Raw genomic sequence first — 16,808 nt, forward strand, 5'->3', positions numbered from 1 at the left:
TCGTGATGGTAATTGTTGATGCCCGTTGAAATTGAAATCTACCTGCCATGTCGCCCAGAAGCCGTTTGTGATGTGATTAACGGAGTCATTGCACTTTTGTTTGTTATTGGAGTACTTATGTTTATTCGTGTTATTTGTAAAGAATATGATCAAATTAAACATAAGAACAATATACGACAAAAGAAAAAGACTAATAGAAAAAGATAAACTTTATGGTGGAGTAAGAGTAATTAACTAAAAAAATAGTATGATAAAGTGTTGATTTGGTTTATTGGTTATTAATGATTTTGGACTATTAAAAATTAAAAGGATATCTTGTTAACTGGATTTGGTTATATGCAATATGCTATTGTTTTTTTGTTATTATATTTTAAGTTATTGATGCTAATATCTATAAAAATTAGAAAAGTAATTTATTTATATAATCATATGTTATTTTGTTTTTTTAAATAGAATAAATGATATATTAATGAATTAGACTATTTTATGGTTGTTTCTATAATATTATTGAGCCCAAAATATAATGGAGGCAATCATGGGGTGCATTATCAAGCAAATAGGTTCTTTTCTTGCAGTTATGCTGATGATTATGTCATCAGTTTATGCAGCAAAACCTATCAATGATGAAGGGATGTATTTAGGAAACGGTTTTCCTAGTGGTGAACATTTTAACTTGCTGTTTCATGGTAAAAAAGCTGATCATCAGTGCGAAACTTATATTGAAATCGCTACTATTGTGCCTTTAACTGGTGGGGATATTGAGGATGCTCCTTATTCAGTAGGTGAAAAATTTCCGGTTGGAGAGTGCCCGGCTTCAACGGAAGATTACAGCTTCACCTGTGAGTATGGCAATGTTGTCAACATGCCAAGAGGTAGTGAAAATATTCAGGTTTTGATGGAATCAGGACGAAGTGGACCAGCTAAAAAAACGGGAGATGATTCTGATCTAAATAATGATGCGCTTCAGGTAACAGATGCTTGTACGGGTTATTCTGGTAATGATCCAGCGGTTGTCCGGTTGCCAGGTAACAAAAACGGGTATGCGGTATATGGACGAGTATTAGGTAAACCGACTGACGACGGCTCTCCAGATTTTAGTATTGATGGAAGAAGTATCCCTATTATTGGTGATATGGATGAAAATGGAGACGTAGTTTGGTTAATGGGTGTTATCAGTGGTGACGGTGTATATCTTCCTGATGAATGTGGCGTTGATGGATGTATGCTTACCCGTTGGGATCCTGAGACAAAAGGAAAAGGTGCTAAAAAAGCTACTGATTTGACCGGGCTATTTACTTTTACAGGCTCTGTTTGTTATGAATCTAGCAGTGATGAAGCTTGTCTGGATGATGGCTGTACGGCGACTGAATTCTGCTGTACAGAAGTGTCAGATTACGAGTTAGGGGATATTGAGTACAACGGCACTGTGTATGACTGTGCTAGTTTAGCCTCAATCCCTGATGCAGTAGAATGTCCAGTGGATACATTACCGCTTACTTTATATTGTCATGAATTTACAGAAGACACATGGATCTTTAATATTGCCGATTTTGTTAATGTCTTGTATAGCTTATCCAGCGATGCCTATAACGTACAGTTCCGTTTCTATCCTATAAAATAAAAATGAGATTTATTTACACCCTGGTATGTGCCGGGGTGTTTTATTATGCCTAACAAAAACCGGTGAGCAGAAAAATATAAAGTATAGCGACCAGTACAAAAGAAAAATTGAATAATAAAAAAGAAAATCAAGAAATATGTGAGACCAAGCCCAATTCTCGGGAGGGTAGGAAAATAGTCAATTAATAGCACTCCTATTAATGATAAAGTTTATCAGATAAAAATACCTTAGGTCTGGCATCAACGAAAGGTTGACTCAGTGTTTTGATAAATATTGTTGGCTAATACAAGTGGTTAAACTAAGAAATATAAATGCCTTAATTGTCAGTGACTCGTTCTCAGTGACAAAAAATGCTCACCTGATTTTAAGGAGCATGGAAGTAAAGGAAGCCAGAATACATAGTGCAAACAATGGTAGAAATGCTTTGCAGCGGGCGACAGGAACCTCTTATGACATCATTATTGCCAGTGAGGTGATAGATAAGAACTGGAGTGCAAAACTTCTGTTTGAAGAACTTACCTACGGTAACTTACTACGAAAAGACGCTGTTTTTGTTGTCTGGGCTAAAGCTGATAAACCCGATACGATTCGCGATGTGCAGGATACCGGTATTGACGGAATGGTTGTTGCTGCTTGGGGCGTAACAGAAATAAGGCAAAGCATTTGTTCTCTGTTGAAGTGCAAACAAGCACTGAGCGAGCTGTACAGGTCTGATGATGAATCCCCATTGGAGGAGACCGACTCAACTTCTATGCTGTCATTATGCAATCAACTTGAGTTCACCTATCCGGATTATTTCTATTCTATACAGAAATTTCGTGGAGAACTGTTTGAAAAAGCCAGTGACTACGATGCAGCGGTGCGGCTTTACCGGTCCATGCTTAACCACCTGAGTGCTAACGATGATACTGACTGGTTGTATCTCAGACTAAGTAATGCGCTTATTGAAAATGGTCAGTTCAAACAAGCGAGAAAAACACTTCAGGAGTATCGTTTAAGGTGTGAACGCTACAGTGTTACAGCGCTGGATATCGAAGCGAAGCTGGAACTGAACCTGGGGAAAATTGAGAAAGCGGTCGATATTCTCTTTCATGCCTGCAGGTTAATCCCTGATAATTATGCCCGTCAGGAACTGCTTGCAGCCCTGTACCTTATCCAGCAAAAGTATGAGCAGTCTCAGAAAGTTTATCAGTATTGTTATCGAGCCGTAAAAAATACCTTTCGTGACTCACCACCAACGTATTTCCGATACCTGCGAAGTTTATTGTACGTGGCTCAGAGTGATGACGCATTAAGCTATATGTATCGTAAGAAGTTTGAGCTGGAGATCAAACGATGGAAAGGCGGGGCGGTTCTGTGTAAAAAAGAAATGCTGCAATTTAATCTCCTGAAAATGCACAGTAAATCTCTTTCCGGAGAGCGAACGGTGGTCATATCCAAACTTAAGCAGCTATGCCCTGAGCTTAGACAAATGAATATGGATTCACTACAGCATTATTTGTTTTTAGCTGGCAGCTATCGGTTGGATAAGGAAATGGAAGAGGCGTATGCTGTCGCGTCTGCGCAATGTCAGAAAGCGACAGCAAATTCATTAGTACAGGTAGAACCGTACCTTATCAGCCATACTTATCGTTGTTTTCAAGAGCAGGCTAAACCGGATGCCGGGACAGACTATCTGCCTGTGACGATTTAATCTCTCAGCTCCCTGCGCAGGATTTTACCGACGTTCGTTTTTGGTAATTCATCTCTGAACTCAATTACTTTGGGGACTTTATATCTGGTCAGGTGTTTGCGGCAGTGTTTCTTAATTTCGTCTGCAGTGACGGAACCATTGGTAACGACAACCAATTTAACTTTCTCTCCGGTAATATCATCAGGTACACCGATGGCGGCAGCTTCGGTTACTTTGGAATGAAGAGTAGCAACCTCTTCGACTTCGGTAGGAAAGACATTAAACCCGGAAACCAGAATCATATCTTTTTTGCGATCTTCGATGGAAATAAAGCCGTTGTCATCCATTTTTCCGATATCACCGGAACTGATCCAGCCGTCATCGTGCATCACGGCATTGCTTTCTAAATCTTGTCGCCAGTAGCCTTTCATGACCTGTGGGCCGCGGATCTGAATTTCTCCGATTTCACCGATATTGAGCTCGTTATTTTCATCATCAACAATACGAATATCCGTACTGGGCATTGGGACTCCAACGGAATGGATAAAGGACTGCTGAGTATGAACTCCGCCTGCGACGACAGGAGAGCATTCTGTCAATCCATAACCTTCAATGATCGGCATACCGGTTATTTTCTGCCACTCTTCTGCGACGTGTTTCTGAGTTGCCATACCTCCGGCGATGGTAAAGTTCGCACTGCTAAAGTCCAGCGAGCGAAACCCCTCATGGTTATTCAGAGCATTAAACAGGGTGTTAAGGCCGAAGATCATCGTAAACGGATATTTTTTCAGATCACTAACCATGCTATCGAGATCCCGTGGATTCGTGATCAGCAGGTTTGTACCGCCAAAGTACATGATCAGCATCATACTGACTGAATTTGCAAAAATGTGATACAGCGGTAGTGGCGTGACCGCATGTTCATTTTCCAGCAGTGTTCGAGGGGCAAAGTGGGCGTAGACCTGCAACACATTGGCGACAATATTACGATGCGTGAGCATCGCACCTTTAGCCGGGCCCGTTGTTCCACCGGTATACTGAAGGTAAGCAAGGTCGTCGGGACCAAGATCAGGCTCGTGGTAGGAGAGACTTTTTCCCTGGGTTAGGGCTCGTTTAAGAGAAATGGCACCCGGAAGACTATATTTAGGAACCATTTTCTTCACGTATTTAACCACAAAGTTAACCAGGGTGCGTTTGTGGGGGGCCAGTTCATCGCCAATACGAGTCAGAATAATGTGTTTAATGCTGGTTTTTGCGACGACCTGCTGCAGGTTGTTACCAAAGTTGGTGACCGCGACGATGGCGGTAGCTCCGGAATCCCTTAGCTGATGTTCCAGTTCTCTGGGTGTATAGAGAGGGTTAACGTTAACCACCACCAGTCCGGCTTTTAATGCACCTAAAATAGTGATCGGATACTGAAGCAGGTTAGGCATCATCAGCGCGATACGATCGCCTTTTTTCATATGCAGTGTATTTTGCAGATAAGCAGCAAACGCACGACTTTTTTCTTCTAAATCACGATAACTTAATGAATGCCCCATATTGATAAATGCAGCCTTGTCAGAATGAGCGGCAAAGACATTTTTGAACATTTCATTAATATTCTGATACCTGCCTGCGTCAATTGTTTCAGGCACATCGGAAGGAAAGCTGTTCAGCCATGGTTTTGCAACAGAAGGTTTCTGTGCCACCGTATTCTCGGTTGGGCTGTCTGGCTCTGAGGGTTGATAAGTCATTTTCATTATTACTTCTTAAAATGGCTGTATTCACTATTCAGCGTAGCTTATTGAGTAAAAAAACAGTAGTGGGATAAGTGATTTTTATTCACAAGGTGGGGCCAGATGAATGACTGCAAGCCCTCCGAGAGAGGTTTCACGGTATTTTTTATTCATATCTTTCCCGGTCTGATACATGGTATCTATAACTTTATCTAAAGATATTAAACATTTACTGGTTCTCTTTAAAGCCATGCGTGACGCATTGATAGCTTTAATCGCGCCCATTGCATTGCGCTCAATACAGGGAACCTGAACTAAACCTCCTATCGGATCGCAGGTCATTCCTAATGAATGTTCCATGGCGATTTCGGCTGCCATGCAAATTTGCTCATTACTGCCTCCTCTTAGAGCGGTCAGGCCGGCAGCCGCCATGGACGATGATACGCCGATTTCTCCCTGACAACCGACTTCAGCGCCCGATATCGAGGCATTCATTTTGTACAACATACCAATAGCCGCTGAGACAGCAAAAAAATCTCGCAATTGTGCCGTATCCAGCGTCCGGATAAATTCATTGTAATACATCAATACCGCTGGGATGACACCGGATGCTCCATTGGTCGGAGAGGTCACGACCTGGCCGCCAGAAGCGTTTTCTTCACTGGCAGCAAAAGCGTAGGCATTAATCCAGTCCATGATCTCCATAGGATCATTGGTAAGAGCGCGGTTAGCTTCCAGCTTTTTCAACAGAGCCGGTGCCCGGCGGGTAACATGCAGTCCGCCCTCCAATACCCCTTCGGTATGCAGACCTTTACTGACGCAGGCAGAAATAACCTGCCATATCTGGTTAACTTTATTATCAATTTCTTCATCAGTACGGAAGGCCTGCTCATTTCGCAAAACCAGTCCTCCCAGACAAAAACCGTTATTTTCTGCCTGTTGTAACAGTTCGTCAGCGGAGTGAAACGGGAATTCAACAGCTGTATTGGTAGTCAAATCTCCCTGTTTTAGCTCTTGCTCGGTCACAATAAAGCCGCCACCAACAGAGTAATAGGTTTCACTCTGAACTCGAGTACCCTTATCATCAAAAGCAGAAATAGTCATTCCATTTTCATGTAAAGGCAGGCTGGAGTTATGGAAGAGAATATCGGACTGTATATTAAACGTGACAGTGTGTGATCCGTTCAGTACCAAGTGGTTGGTATTCAGGTTTTCGATCATCAACGCGGTTGCGGGGCCGATATCGATCGAGTCGGGGCGGTGTCCAAGCAGTCCGAGAATGACAGCTTTATCGGTATGGTGCCCTTTGCCCGTCAGAGAAAGAGACCCATATAAGTCCACCTGTATCCTCGCGACTTTATCCATTTGTGTCGATAATGTTTGGCTAAAGTCATACCCGGCCAGCATCGGGCCGTTTGTGTGAGAGCTGGAAGGGCCAACTCCAATTTTGTAGATATCAAAAATAGATAACATGAAACTCACTTATTACTGCATTCTGGATAAAATGTCGTTACATTAATCACGGTAACGGGCTTATTGTAAGCGATATATCACTTGAATATTTGTTAGAATCGAAATGAGATTTTACCTTAAAGCAGTAAAGTAAATACAGATGAAACTGTTAACAAAAAAGCTCATTGCTGAATATAAAACCATTCAAGCGATGATAACCATATATTGTCGGGATCATCACCAGTCAGAAAAGAAAGGCTCTTTATGCTCTCATTGCGCAGAGCTTTTTAGTTACGCTGTCACAAAGCTGGACCGGTGTCCATATGGAGAGGAAAAGCCCGTATGTAACAAGTGCCCGATTCATTGTTATAAACCGGAACCCAAAGAAGAAATAAAGAAAGTGATGCGCTATGCCGGTCCCAGGATGCTATTGCCGCATCCTGTTCTATCTGTCCGGCATCTGATTCATGCCAGACAAGCTGTTCCGGAAAAACCGAAGCCGAATATGTCGAATCGTTATCAACGAATGCAAAGCATGAAAAATGAATCAGACGAGTAGGTAAGTGAATAAAGGCCCAAGTACAAAAGCTTGGGCCTTCTAAAATTATTCTGTCTGTGGTTAGCTGTGCTGAAGGGTGAGGTTATTCATCCATTTACGCTGTAGGTAGCGATGGAAACAGAGTGAAAATTTGACAATTTCCTCTGAAAGCATAAGCACGTAGACCCATTTAAACCCCCATTCTCCGATAAAAGCGCCATAAGTGGTCAGGGGAATACCAATTACCCACATAGCGATAAAGTCCATTCTGATACAAAACAGATTTTCACCACCGGCTCTCAGAATACCGTTAATGATGATCATATTCAGCATCCGTAACCAGATCCCACAGCATAGAATCGATATTGCCGGGAGGGCCAGTGAGTATAATTCAGGGCTGGACAAGTTCAGCCAGTCGATAAGCGTTTCTCTTCCTGCCAGTAACAGGCTGCCAAGAACAAGGCCGAATATAAGTACATAGCGAAGAAAGAGCTTAGTCATATCCTGAGCCTGTGCAAATTCGTCACGGCCTAAAGACTGGCCGAGAAGTACGGAACAGGCAACAGAAATCCCCATGAAAGCGGAGTAACAGAGCGCTTCAAAAGGCCCCAGCATACTGAATACGGCCAGTTCAGTGGTTCCGAGATGACCGAAAATCATCTGATAGGTCAGGGTTCCTATCGCCCACAGCAGAGCGTTTGCGGCATTCGTCAGAGCCAGAGAAGAATAGGACTTCCAGAGTTTGCTGCCATTGGCCAGTGTGGGGGTTACGATCAGCCAGTGTCTGCGTTGCCAAAGTGTCAGATACAGGATGGTGATCTGGATGACCCGCGAGATAGTGGTAGCTAACGCTGCACCCGAGACACCCATGGCTTCAATGCCCAGCCCACCTTTTATCAGCCAGAAGTTTAATCCGATATTAATGACGATCGTAATGGCTCCGACCAGCAGAGGCAGAACGGCATCGTTGCTGGAGCGTAGGCTGGACTCGATGACAATCACAAGGTGAGTCAGAATCAATACCGGAAAGCTATACCACAGGTATTGAGAGCCAAGGCTGATCACCTGAAGGTCTGATGTCTGAAGCAGCATAATGGAATCTGACAATAGAGTAATAAGCAGAGTCACCGGGAGGATAATAGCCGAACCTAGTTTCATTGCTTGTAATGACACTGTTTTTGCTGAACTTTTGTCTTCTCTTCCCCAGTATTGTGATACCAGCACTCCATTTGATGTGGCTAAACCTGCCATAATCATGATCGCGACAAAATGCCATTTGGAGGCAATACCGACGGCAGCCGTGGCTTCTTTACCAAAATCACTGACCATTAAGACATCCGCAAGAGCCAGAATGGCAACTAAAGCACTTTGCAAAGCGACAGGGAAGGCCAGTTTAGCCACCCTGGTTAACAGATGTGATGATGTAGTTGGTGCAGTATAGACAGTCATAATAACCCCTCATAAATATGAGCCAAATATAATAGTGAAATATGGATAAGGAAATGTTCGGAAATAACGAAAACCTGTTTGAATCTGTCATTGATGATTTTATCGCTCCAACTGAGTGGAAAGACTCTGTGTACCTTTCTGATGCGTGTAAAGAACGTTTTCTTACCATGTCTGATATACCAGAGCTTGAAGGAGGAGGCTTGTTTCATGTGGCAGGATTATCGGAACTCTACGACGGTTATCGCGTAGAGAGAAATGGCGTTGATGTCCATACTCTGTTATTCACTTTATCCGGGGAGGGGGTGTTGACGACCCCAACAAGCCAAACCCAAATAGGGCCTAATACACTCACTATTTTACCTGCCGGAACATGTTTCCGTTTTGAAATCAAAGATCCGAAGGTCGAGTGGAAAATGGTTTGGATGTTGCTGCCCGATGATGAAAACTGGGGTGATATCGGTGGAATGGGACAGGTCATTGTTCCGTTTTATCAATGTGAACTGATCTGGTCTTTAATGGCGTTGCTTCATAATGAAATTAACGGAAGAGTCAGTTATCGAAAATTGCTCATCAGTGAGCTGTTAACGTTATTAACCGGGGTTGAAACAAAGCCGATAAATTCAACCATGCGGGTTCAGACGGTTTTTAATGAAATAGAATCTCGCCTTCAGCAGCCCTGGACGGTGAAATGTATTGCTGAAAAATGCTTTTTAAGTGAAGAACAGTTAAACAGAGTATCTAAAACGTTATTTGGGTGTTCGCCCCGGTCTAAATTAATTTCACTTAGAATGGAAAAGGCGGTTGATTTATTGAAATATCAGGACTGGACGATCACGATGATTTCTCACAGGCTTGGCTATAAGGACCCTTACAATTTTACCCATAGATTCAGACGGTTCTATGGGTGCTCACCACGAGAATACCGAAAAAGATTACAGCGGGAATGAAGCCAGAAATGGTACTCAGTGGTCAAGAACGCTATTTAAATAATGTGAGTAGCGATCATTTTCGTCTCAAAGCTTAGAATCGACATATTTTGATTTAATAAATATTATAAATGATAGAATTATTTAGTATGATGTACGGCATTTTTTGAAGCATTTATATAAATATATCAATATTGCGAACATTTTAGCTAGGGGTGAACATTGCAAAGTAAGCAGTGCAGTATTTTATTTTTTTCTTTAATTTCACCTCTGGTATGGGGAAACTCAGAGCTTCCAAGCTTAGATCTCGATAAACTGATGGCAGCGGATATCCGGACAACATCAGTGATGAAGCGGGTGCAGAATGCCTCAGAAACAGCTGCTTCACTGTATGTGCTGACTAACCAAGAGCTGATTATGTCAGGGGTGACCTCTGTGCCACAGGCACTGTCTCTTGTACCAGGTGTTCAGGTCCGCAGGATAGATGCAAATCAGTATGCGATTACGACCAGAGCACCCGCCGGTCGATATTCCAGTAAAACGTTGGTGATGATTGACGGGCAAAGTATTTATAACCCAAGTTTTGCCGGGGTGTACTGGGAAGCGTTGGATATCCCCATTTATGATATCGAGCGCATCGAAGTGATTCGCGGGCAGGGCGGTTTGCTGTGGGGAAGCAATGCCACAAACGGTGTCGTTAACATCATAACCAAACATTCTGAAGATACCAGAGGCGTACTGTTTCAGGCTCGTACTGGTAGTGATATTGACAATAGTGTCGATTTCCGGCTTGGAGGTGAATTGGGTAACCGAAGTACTTTCAGGCTCTATGCGAGTTCAGAATTGGCTGATCCATCAGAGCAGGGAGTTCGCATTACGCCGACAGATAGTCACGAGAAAAAGAGTGCAGGCGGAAGAATCGATATCAGTACTGATGATTCGACATCATTACTGGTGCAGGGGCAATACAGTGATGTGAGTATTGGTCAGGGTGTCAGGTTGTCAGACCCGGATACCAATGAACGCATGGACGTTGTTGATACGAACCGGCGTAAACATGCCCAACTCATGATGCGCCTGGAGCAGCGACTGTCAGATGATGTAAACCATACCCTGCAGGCATCTTGGGCGATGCAGCAAGGAAAGCAGGTTTATTATCATGAAGACTTTAACTTTTATGATATTGACTATCATATGAACACCCTGCTGAATGGCTGGCAGTTCGACTGGGGAGTCAATTATCGCTATAACGATCTCTCATCAGAGCCCGTTCTATACACAGACAGTCTGAATGATGAAGATGAATTTTCGCTATACGGGGCCTACGTTCAGGCTCAGTTTGATCTGATTCCTGATGAACTGAAACTAGTGATTGGCAATAAATCTGAACATAACTCTTATACCGGATGGGAACATCAACCTATGGCACGCCTGACCTGGATATCGACACCGAAACATACGGCATGGGCAGCGGTCAGTCAAAGTGTTAGAATCCCTTGTTTACTGGAATATGATCTGGCTGTTGACAGTCTCGGGCCTAAAGTAGGCAACTATATAACTACCCCGGATACTATGCTTAATGAGCAACGGCTCAATGCAGAAATAAGAGGTACGACGGATGCGAAAGCTGAGCACTCTGTTTCCACTGAGCTTGGCTATCGCTACACGGGAAATGACTGGACTATGGATTTAAGTGTATTCCGCACAGAAGCAAATAATGTTCTGGCGGTTTCAAATCATCTTGATCCTGAAAATGCTCTTGAACAGGCCGGCATTGCGATGAGTGTTGGTGATTTCAATTCCGTTAACGAGATCATCAGCAACAGTACATTAGTTTATCAGTTAGGCTATACGGCTGAGCTCGAGAGTTATGGAGGCGAGGTTGTTCTGGGATGGAAAGCGGCTGACAACGTAAAGGCAGAGCTTGGATATAGTCAGACGACCTATGACTATTCACTGGCTCCCGATACTGCATCAGCCGTTGGGTTTAGCAGTGATTTACAGCAAATTTTCCTTAAAGGCAGTGTTCATTTATACGATGAGCACACCTTGTACGCTGTATTCAGGGTTGAAGATGGTGAGGCTTATAGTACCGATGACTTCTCTACTTTGGATCTGACCTGGAATTGGCAGATTGCGCAGAATTATTCCTTTACTCTGACTGGCAATAATCTGTTTTACGGCCGTCACCTTGAATATTCGAATACATCGGAGTCTTTTACTATCCCAACTTACATTGAACCAAGTGTTGTTGCCCGAATTAAAGCCGAGTTTTAGTTTTTAAATGAAAATTAAGCATTATTTCATCATCGTGCTGACTGCTCTGTGCCTGTTTGGTATAGAGCGTTGTCTTGCATCGGAGAGAGAATATGCGATTAAGTCTGGTTTTCTGTTCAATTTTGCCCGCTATAGTCATGGTCACTGGTATAGTGACCATCCGAAACAAAGTTATGTGATATGTGGCTTTTCTCCCGAGTTTGTTGATGCGGCAAAAAAGACTCTGTCAGAGCAAGAGCTGTTTGGGAAAAAGGTTATTGTCCGGTTGGTAAAAGCAAAAGAAGAAGAGTTGACCGGGTGCAATACTCTGTTTGTGTCCAGAAACGATGTCATTGAGTGGGCACATATTCTAGAAAGCAAACAGATATCGAACACGATGCTGGTGGGTGAGTTTGACCCGTTTATAGAGTCTGGAGGGCATATCAGGTTCTATGTGATTTCCGGGAAAGTACGATTTGAAATTGATCCGGAAGGGTTAAAAAAAGCAGGTATTGAGATGAGCTCAAAAGTACTTCGTATGGGGCGAATCTATAAGAGAGTGCGGAAATGAAGTTAAAGGAAATATTCCAGTCCATTAGTATTAAGTTACTAATGATGATGATGGGGATGTCAATTTTTACCGGATTTTTAACGTCATCGATCCTGACTGTTCATGAGATAAAAGAAGCGGAAAAAAGCGACCAGGAAAAAATCGTTTCGATGGCAAATATTCTTGCTCCGAACCTGACGGCTGCGGTTTTATTTAATGACGAGGATACGGCACAAGAGCTCATTAACCCTCTGAAAGGGCACAGTAATATCATACGTGTTCAGGTTTTGAATTCTGATGGTGGCGTTATAGCGGAGGTGAATAATACTGGCTTATCCATACAACGGCCAAATCACCTGTCTTTCATGAAAATGCCATTAATCATGGACAGTCAAAAATACGGAGCCCTTGTTATTCAATCCGATGACTCTGAAGTGCTCAAACGGATAGACTTTTACAGGGAGTTCTTGCTGGTTATCCTGGGTATTGTATTTATGCTTAGCCTTATACTGGCTATGCTTCTGCGTTCATACTTTATTAACCCCATTCTATATCTGGCATCTGTTGCCGACAGAGTGACAAAAACACGAAATTATAGCCTGCGTGCAAAAAAAGTTTCAGACGATGAAGTCGGGGCTTTGAGCGCAAACTTTAACTCGATGCTGGAAAAGATGGAAAGCCGAGAGCAGGATTTGGAAGCGAGGGTATTAGAACGTACGACCGAGCTAAAAATCGCTAATGAAAAACTTCATCAGCAGGCTTATTTTGACAGTTTGTCCGGGCTGCCTAACCGTCGTTACATGCGTGAGACACTACAATCTATGCTCAGGTCGCAGGCAGAAAACCATCGTCATTTTGCGCTGTTATTTATTGATCTGGACGGTTTCAAAGAAGTTAACGATACCATGGGCCATGATCATGGTGATATTTTGCTTATTCATGCCGGAGAACGAATTCAGCAGGCTGTTCGGAAAACGGACTTAGTGGCCAGAATGGGCGGGGATGAGTTTAATGTCTTATTGATGGATATTGAAAGTGCAGAAGAAGTTACCTTAATTGCCGAAAATATTCACCGGCACCTGTCCGAGAGTTTTTATCTCCACAACGAGCATGTATTTGTGACTTGCAGTATCGGGATAACTTTGTGTCCCGAACATGGTGATACCGTAGAAACATTGATCAAGTATGCGGATCTGGCCATGTATGAAGCCAAAAATGACGGCAGAAATTGTTATCAGTTCTTCTCTCAGCATATGTTAGATGCGGCGCTGGAGAAGCGGCGGATTACTGAAGATCTTCGGCACGGTATTAATAACGAAGAGTTTGAACTGTATTACCAGCCTATTGTTGATTTAACCTCCGGGCGGGTTGTTAAAGCGGAAGCCTTGATTCGCTGGAATCATCCCAGTCAGGGATTTTTGAAACCAGCTGAATTTATTGATGTGGCCGAAGAGGCTGGGTTAATAAAAGAGTTGGGCTCCTGGATAGCAACAACAGCATCAAAAAAAGTGGTGAAAATGCGCCGTCTGGTCGATCCTGATTTTAAAGTGAGTATCAACGTTTCACCTTCTCAGTTTAAAGGGAGCGGTAAATGGCTGGAAGAGTGGTTTGCTTATATGGATGAGCTCCATCTGGATAAGAGCGCCATTATTGTTGAAATAACAGAAAACCTGCTGATGGAAAGTGAAGAGTCGGTCAGAGAGAATCTGTTGAAGCTTCGTGACGAAGGGATCAGCATCGCGATTGATGATTTTGGCGTTGGCTATTCTTCTCTATCTTATTTGCAGGAAATGGACGTTGATATTCTAAAAATAGATCGTTCATTCGTTGATAACCTGGATAAAGATAGCGACAGTATTGTTCTCTGCCGTGCCATGGTAAGAATGGCGCATCACCTGAACATTTCTGTTGTGGCTGAAGGGATAAGTACTGACATTCATAAGAACAAACTAATGGCCCTTGGCTGCGATTATGGTCAGGGGTACCTGTTTGAAAAGCCAATGCCCGCTGATATTTTCTGTACAAAGTATGCCGAAGTGCAGACGGTGGAGCTGTTGAAGCAGGCTTAAGCAAAGATAAAAATAAAAGAAGCAGTCACACTGTTATTTCTGCCACTCAAGGATAGCGTATAACTGAATGTACTTTCTGACTTGTTGCTGATCAGCCGAACGGGTTAGCGGGTGGCCGAATCTCAGGTAACAAGGGCTGATCTGAAAACGGCTATCTAACTCTAGAGTCAGCTGAGAGTCGCTCTGATACAGAGTAATGCCCTGGCTGCTATATTCATCAATATTATCCGGCAGTTCTCCCATCCACCAGTACAGAAGTTCACGACTTTGTTTACTTCTTGATATCCAGTGATCGTTCAGAAGCACCAACATATCATTAGGTTGAATGCAGTACCCGTATTCGGCTTGCCATTCACTGATATCTGTAAGAAGTTTTTCTCTGCATCTGTGGCTCGCACTGACAAGGTGGTGGGTCATGACCCAAACGGTGCCAATACCGGAAGCGATTCGGTAATGGTGAGGGTGGTCCGGTTCTTTAACCATTTCTATTGGTTCAAACTGGCTTTGATAGCCAAAAGAGTCCAGTGTGCTTACCATCCGTCTGGCAAATGCCCGTCCCAGATGGTGTTCACTCATGCCACGGTTATGCACTGTTGGATAATGGTTTTCACACAGTTTCAGACAATCCTTCTGAAAATTGTGAATGCTTTGAATCACCAGATCCTTTAACAAAGGTACTCTCCCTACAAGTGATGGTATAACGAAATGTGTCATGGTTATATCGAATCATATTATTATCGGAAATAACATAGACTTAATCACTTATTAAGATCAAGGAATGGGAAATAGATGAAAAAATCCTCCACTTCTGCTTGTCCGGCAAGCCTTATAATGAAGTAGAGGATGTAGATTAAATTATAGGTGCCCGGTCGTTAAAGCATGCCCAACCGTTTTGATTGCGGCATCGTGATGATGAATGATGCCGGCTTCATACAGCGATGTCGTCATCGGATGCAGTAGAAAAGTGATACACACCAAGCTGACAACCGTAAGTACAACGGTATAAGGTAATGCCATATACACCATTCTGCCGTATGACAAACGAATAAGCGGAGCCAGTGCCGATGTCAGTAGAAACAGAAATGCAGCCTGGCCGTTCGGTGTTGCAACAGAAGGCAGGTTTGTTCCTGTATTGATGGCGACGGCAAGCATATCGAACTGATCCCGGGTGATAACGTTGTTCACAAGGGCGCTCTTAACTTCATTAATATAGACTGTGCCAACGAAGACATTATCCGAAACCATTGAAAGAATGCCGTTTGCTATATAGAACATACTTAGCTGGTGGTCACCGTCCATATGTAATACCCAGTTGATAATCGGGGCGAACAGCTGTTGATCAATAATAACAGCGACAATTGAGAAGAAAACAGCCAGAAGAGCGGTAAATGGCAGGGCTTCTTCAAAAGCTTTACCAACAGAATGTTCTTCAGTGACACCAGTAAAGGTCGTTGCCAGCACAATGACGGATAAACCAATCAGGCCCACAGATGCAAGGTGTAAGGCAAGGCCAGTGATTAACCAGACCGCAATAAGCCCCTGAGCCCAAAGTTTTGTCGTATCCAGACGAGTGCGTGTTTTGGCCTGTTCTTTGTCATAGTTAACAAGAATGTCACGAACACTTTCAGGAAGGGCAGAACCATAGCCAAACACTTTAAACTTTTCGACCAGAATACAAGTCAGTATGCCACAGATAAAAACTGGAAAAGTAACCGGGGCCATACGCATAATGAACTCACCAAATACCCAGCTGGCCTTATCGGCGATAATCAGGTTCTGAGGTTCGCCAACCAGAGTGACGACACCCCCTAAAGCAGTACCAACGCCGGCATGCATCAGAAGTGAGCGTAAAAATGAACGATAGTCTTCCAAATCCTGACGAGTGATGTCTGAAAGGTGGTCATCGTTGGTGTGATCGTGGGAAGGGTGGTTTCCTTTTCCGGATACGACTTTGTGATAGATGGCATAAAAACCTACAGCGACACTGATAATCACGGCGATGACCGTAAGAGCATCCAGAAAAGCGGACAAGAAAGCTGCAGTGAAGCAAAACGCCACAGAAAGAGTAATTTTTGAACGCACATTGAGGAGGATTTTGGTAAAAATCAGTAGCAGAAGTTGTTTCATGAAATAAATACCGGCCACCATAAACACAAGAAGCAGCAGGACTTCAAGGTTTGCTTCCAGTTCGTGCATGACCTGAGCCGGGCTCGCCATACCAATGGCAATAGCCTCGATGGCTAACAATCCCCCCGGCTGAAGCGGGTAGCATTTCAGCGCCATGGCCAGCGTAAAGATGAACTCGGCAACGAGTACCCATCCAGCTATAAAAGGATCAATTGAGAAAATAATCGGGTTGACAATCAGAAAGGCGATAATGGTTAATTTATACCAGTCTGGTGCTTTCCCGAGGAAGTTTTTTATCAATGCATTTCCATATGAAATCGACATTTGGTTATACCCCTTAAGATCTTTTTCAGTTCAACCAGCCCGTGTAATAGGTTGCTGTATGAGCTTATATGACTTGTGGTTGAACCAGACCGAATCTCAGTTTTCG

13 protein-coding genes are annotated in these 16,808 nt (G+C 43.3%); 8 read left to right on the forward strand and 5 right to left on the reverse strand.

Features of this window, described 5'->3' with window-relative positions; genetic code table 11:
* Positions 1-18 precede the first annotated feature (18 nt).
* The 3 genes from DI392_RS15965 to DI392_RS15975 all read left to right on the forward strand — a co-directional run bounded on the left by DI392_RS15965 (position 19) and on the right by DI392_RS15975 (position 3,314).
* Positions 19-207: a hypothetical protein gene (locus DI392_RS15965; RefSeq protein WP_109320701.1), complete on the forward strand. Its 189-nt coding sequence runs from the start codon at positions 19-21 to the stop codon at positions 205-207.
* A gap of 328 nt (positions 208-535) precedes the next feature.
* The gene (locus DI392_RS15970) at positions 536-1,621 is read left to right on the forward strand and encodes a hypothetical protein (protein ID WP_109320702.1); all 1,086 of its coding nucleotides are present in this window, start codon (positions 536-538) and stop codon (positions 1,619-1,621) included.
* Positions 1,622-1,994: 373 nt separating this feature from the next.
* On the forward strand, positions 1,995-3,314 hold the full coding sequence (locus DI392_RS15975) for a tetratricopeptide repeat protein (protein ID WP_109320703.1): 1,320 nt from the start codon (positions 1,995-1,997) through the stop codon (positions 3,312-3,314).
* Here DI392_RS15975 and DI392_RS15980 read toward each other — a convergent pair.
* Together DI392_RS15980 and DI392_RS15985 are read right to left on the reverse strand one after the other, a co-directional pair.
* Entirely contained in the window at positions 3,311-5,035 is a 1,725-nt protein-coding gene (locus DI392_RS15980; protein WP_245884108.1) for an AMP-binding protein, read from the reverse strand. The two genes, DI392_RS15975 and DI392_RS15980, sit on opposite strands and share 4 nt — an antisense overlap.
* A 78-nt stretch (positions 5,036-5,113) precedes the next feature.
* Positions 5,114-6,484: an L-serine ammonia-lyase gene (locus tag DI392_RS15985; RefSeq protein WP_109320704.1), complete on the reverse strand. Its 1,371-nt coding sequence runs from the start codon at positions 6,482-6,484 to the stop codon at positions 5,114-5,116.
* Between the two features lie 139 nt (positions 6,485-6,623).
* On the opposite strand from DI392_RS15985, the gene DI392_RS15990 reads away from it, so the two are divergent.
* Positions 6,624-7,022 carry a nitrous oxide-stimulated promoter family protein gene (locus DI392_RS15990; RefSeq protein ID WP_109320705.1) on the forward strand — a complete coding sequence of 133 codons (399 nt, stop codon included), beginning with the start codon at positions 6,624-6,626 and terminating at the stop codon, positions 7,020-7,022.
* A 60-nt stretch (positions 7,023-7,082) separates the two neighbouring features.
* Here the strand turns inward: DI392_RS15990 and DI392_RS15995 are convergent, their stop codons facing one another.
* Entirely contained in the window at positions 7,083-8,450 is a 1,368-nt protein-coding gene (locus DI392_RS15995; protein ID WP_109320706.1) for an MATE family efflux transporter, read from the reverse strand.
* A 53-nt stretch (positions 8,451-8,503) separates the two neighbouring features.
* Here DI392_RS15995 and DI392_RS16000 point away from each other — a divergent pair, with 53 nt between their 5' ends.
* The 4 genes from DI392_RS16000 (at position 8,504) to DI392_RS16015 (ending at position 14,251) form a co-directional block, all read left to right on the forward strand.
* Positions 8,504-9,397 carry a helix-turn-helix transcriptional regulator gene (locus tag DI392_RS16000; protein ID WP_109320870.1) on the forward strand — a complete coding sequence of 298 codons (894 nt, stop codon included), beginning with the start codon at positions 8,504-8,506 and terminating at the stop codon, positions 9,395-9,397.
* 201 nt (positions 9,398-9,598) lie between these two features.
* Positions 9,599-11,653: a TonB-dependent receptor plug domain-containing protein gene (locus DI392_RS16005; RefSeq protein ID WP_109320707.1), complete on the forward strand. Its 2,055-nt coding sequence runs from the start codon at positions 9,599-9,601 to the stop codon at positions 11,651-11,653.
* 7 nt (positions 11,654-11,660) lie between these two features.
* Entirely contained in the window at positions 11,661-12,203 is a 543-nt protein-coding gene (locus tag DI392_RS16010; protein WP_109320708.1) for a YfiR family protein, read from the forward strand.
* Positions 12,200-14,251, forward strand: coding sequence for a bifunctional diguanylate cyclase/phosphodiesterase (locus tag DI392_RS16015; protein ID WP_109320709.1), 2,052 nt, complete (start codon positions 12,200-12,202; stop codon positions 14,249-14,251). Before DI392_RS16010 ends, DI392_RS16015 begins: the two co-directional genes overlap by 4 nt.
* Before the next feature lie 33 nt (positions 14,252-14,284).
* Here the strand turns inward: DI392_RS16015 and DI392_RS16020 are convergent, their stop codons facing one another.
* Complete coding sequence (locus tag DI392_RS16020; protein ID WP_109320710.1) at positions 14,285-14,923, reverse strand: hypothetical protein; 639 nt, start codon at positions 14,921-14,923, stop codon at positions 14,285-14,287.
* 183 nt (positions 14,924-15,106) lie between these two features.
* Positions 15,107-16,702: a Na(+)/H(+) antiporter NhaB gene (gene nhaB, locus DI392_RS16025; protein ID WP_109320711.1), complete on the reverse strand. Its 1,596-nt coding sequence runs from the start codon at positions 16,700-16,702 to the stop codon at positions 15,107-15,109.
* Between the last annotated feature and the right edge of the window lie 106 nt (positions 16,703-16,808).

Origin of the sequence: Vibrio albus (assembly GCF_003144035.1) — a bacterium.
GTDB lineage: Bacteria > Pseudomonadota > Gammaproteobacteria > Enterobacterales > Vibrionaceae > Vibrio > Vibrio albus.

Bases quoted from the DNA above. Each gene is read 5' to 3' on its own strand.
- nhaB (WP_109320711.1), bottom strand. From the start codon at position 16,702: ATGTCGATTTCATATGGAAATGCATTGATAAAAAACTTCCTCGGGAAA.
- DI392_RS16015 (WP_109320709.1), top strand. From the start codon at position 12,200: ATGAAGTTAAAGGAAATATTCCAGTCCATTAGTATTAAGTTACTAATG.
- DI392_RS16010 (WP_109320708.1), top strand. From the start codon at position 11,661: ATGAAAATTAAGCATTATTTCATCATCGTGCTGACTGCTCTGTGCCTG.
- DI392_RS15980 (WP_245884108.1), bottom strand. From the start codon at position 5,035: ATGAAAATGACTTATCAACCCTCAGAGCCAGACAGCCCAACCGAGAAT.
- DI392_RS15975 (WP_109320703.1), top strand. From the start codon at position 1,995: ATGGAAGTAAAGGAAGCCAGAATACATAGTGCAAACAATGGTAGAAAT.
- DI392_RS15995 (WP_109320706.1), bottom strand. From the start codon at position 8,450: ATGACTGTCTATACTGCACCAACTACATCATCACATCTGTTAACCAGG.
- DI392_RS15965 (WP_109320701.1), top strand. From the start codon at position 19: ATGCCCGTTGAAATTGAAATCTACCTGCCATGTCGCCCAGAAGCCGTT.
- DI392_RS15990 (WP_109320705.1), top strand. From the start codon at position 6,624: ATGAAACTGTTAACAAAAAAGCTCATTGCTGAATATAAAACCATTCAA.
- DI392_RS16000 (WP_109320870.1), top strand. From the start codon at position 8,504: ATGTTCGGAAATAACGAAAACCTGTTTGAATCTGTCATTGATGATTTT.
- DI392_RS15970 (WP_109320702.1), top strand. From the start codon at position 536: ATGGGGTGCATTATCAAGCAAATAGGTTCTTTTCTTGCAGTTATGCTG.
- DI392_RS15985 (WP_109320704.1), bottom strand. From the start codon at position 6,484: ATGTTATCTATTTTTGATATCTACAAAATTGGAGTTGGCCCTTCCAGC.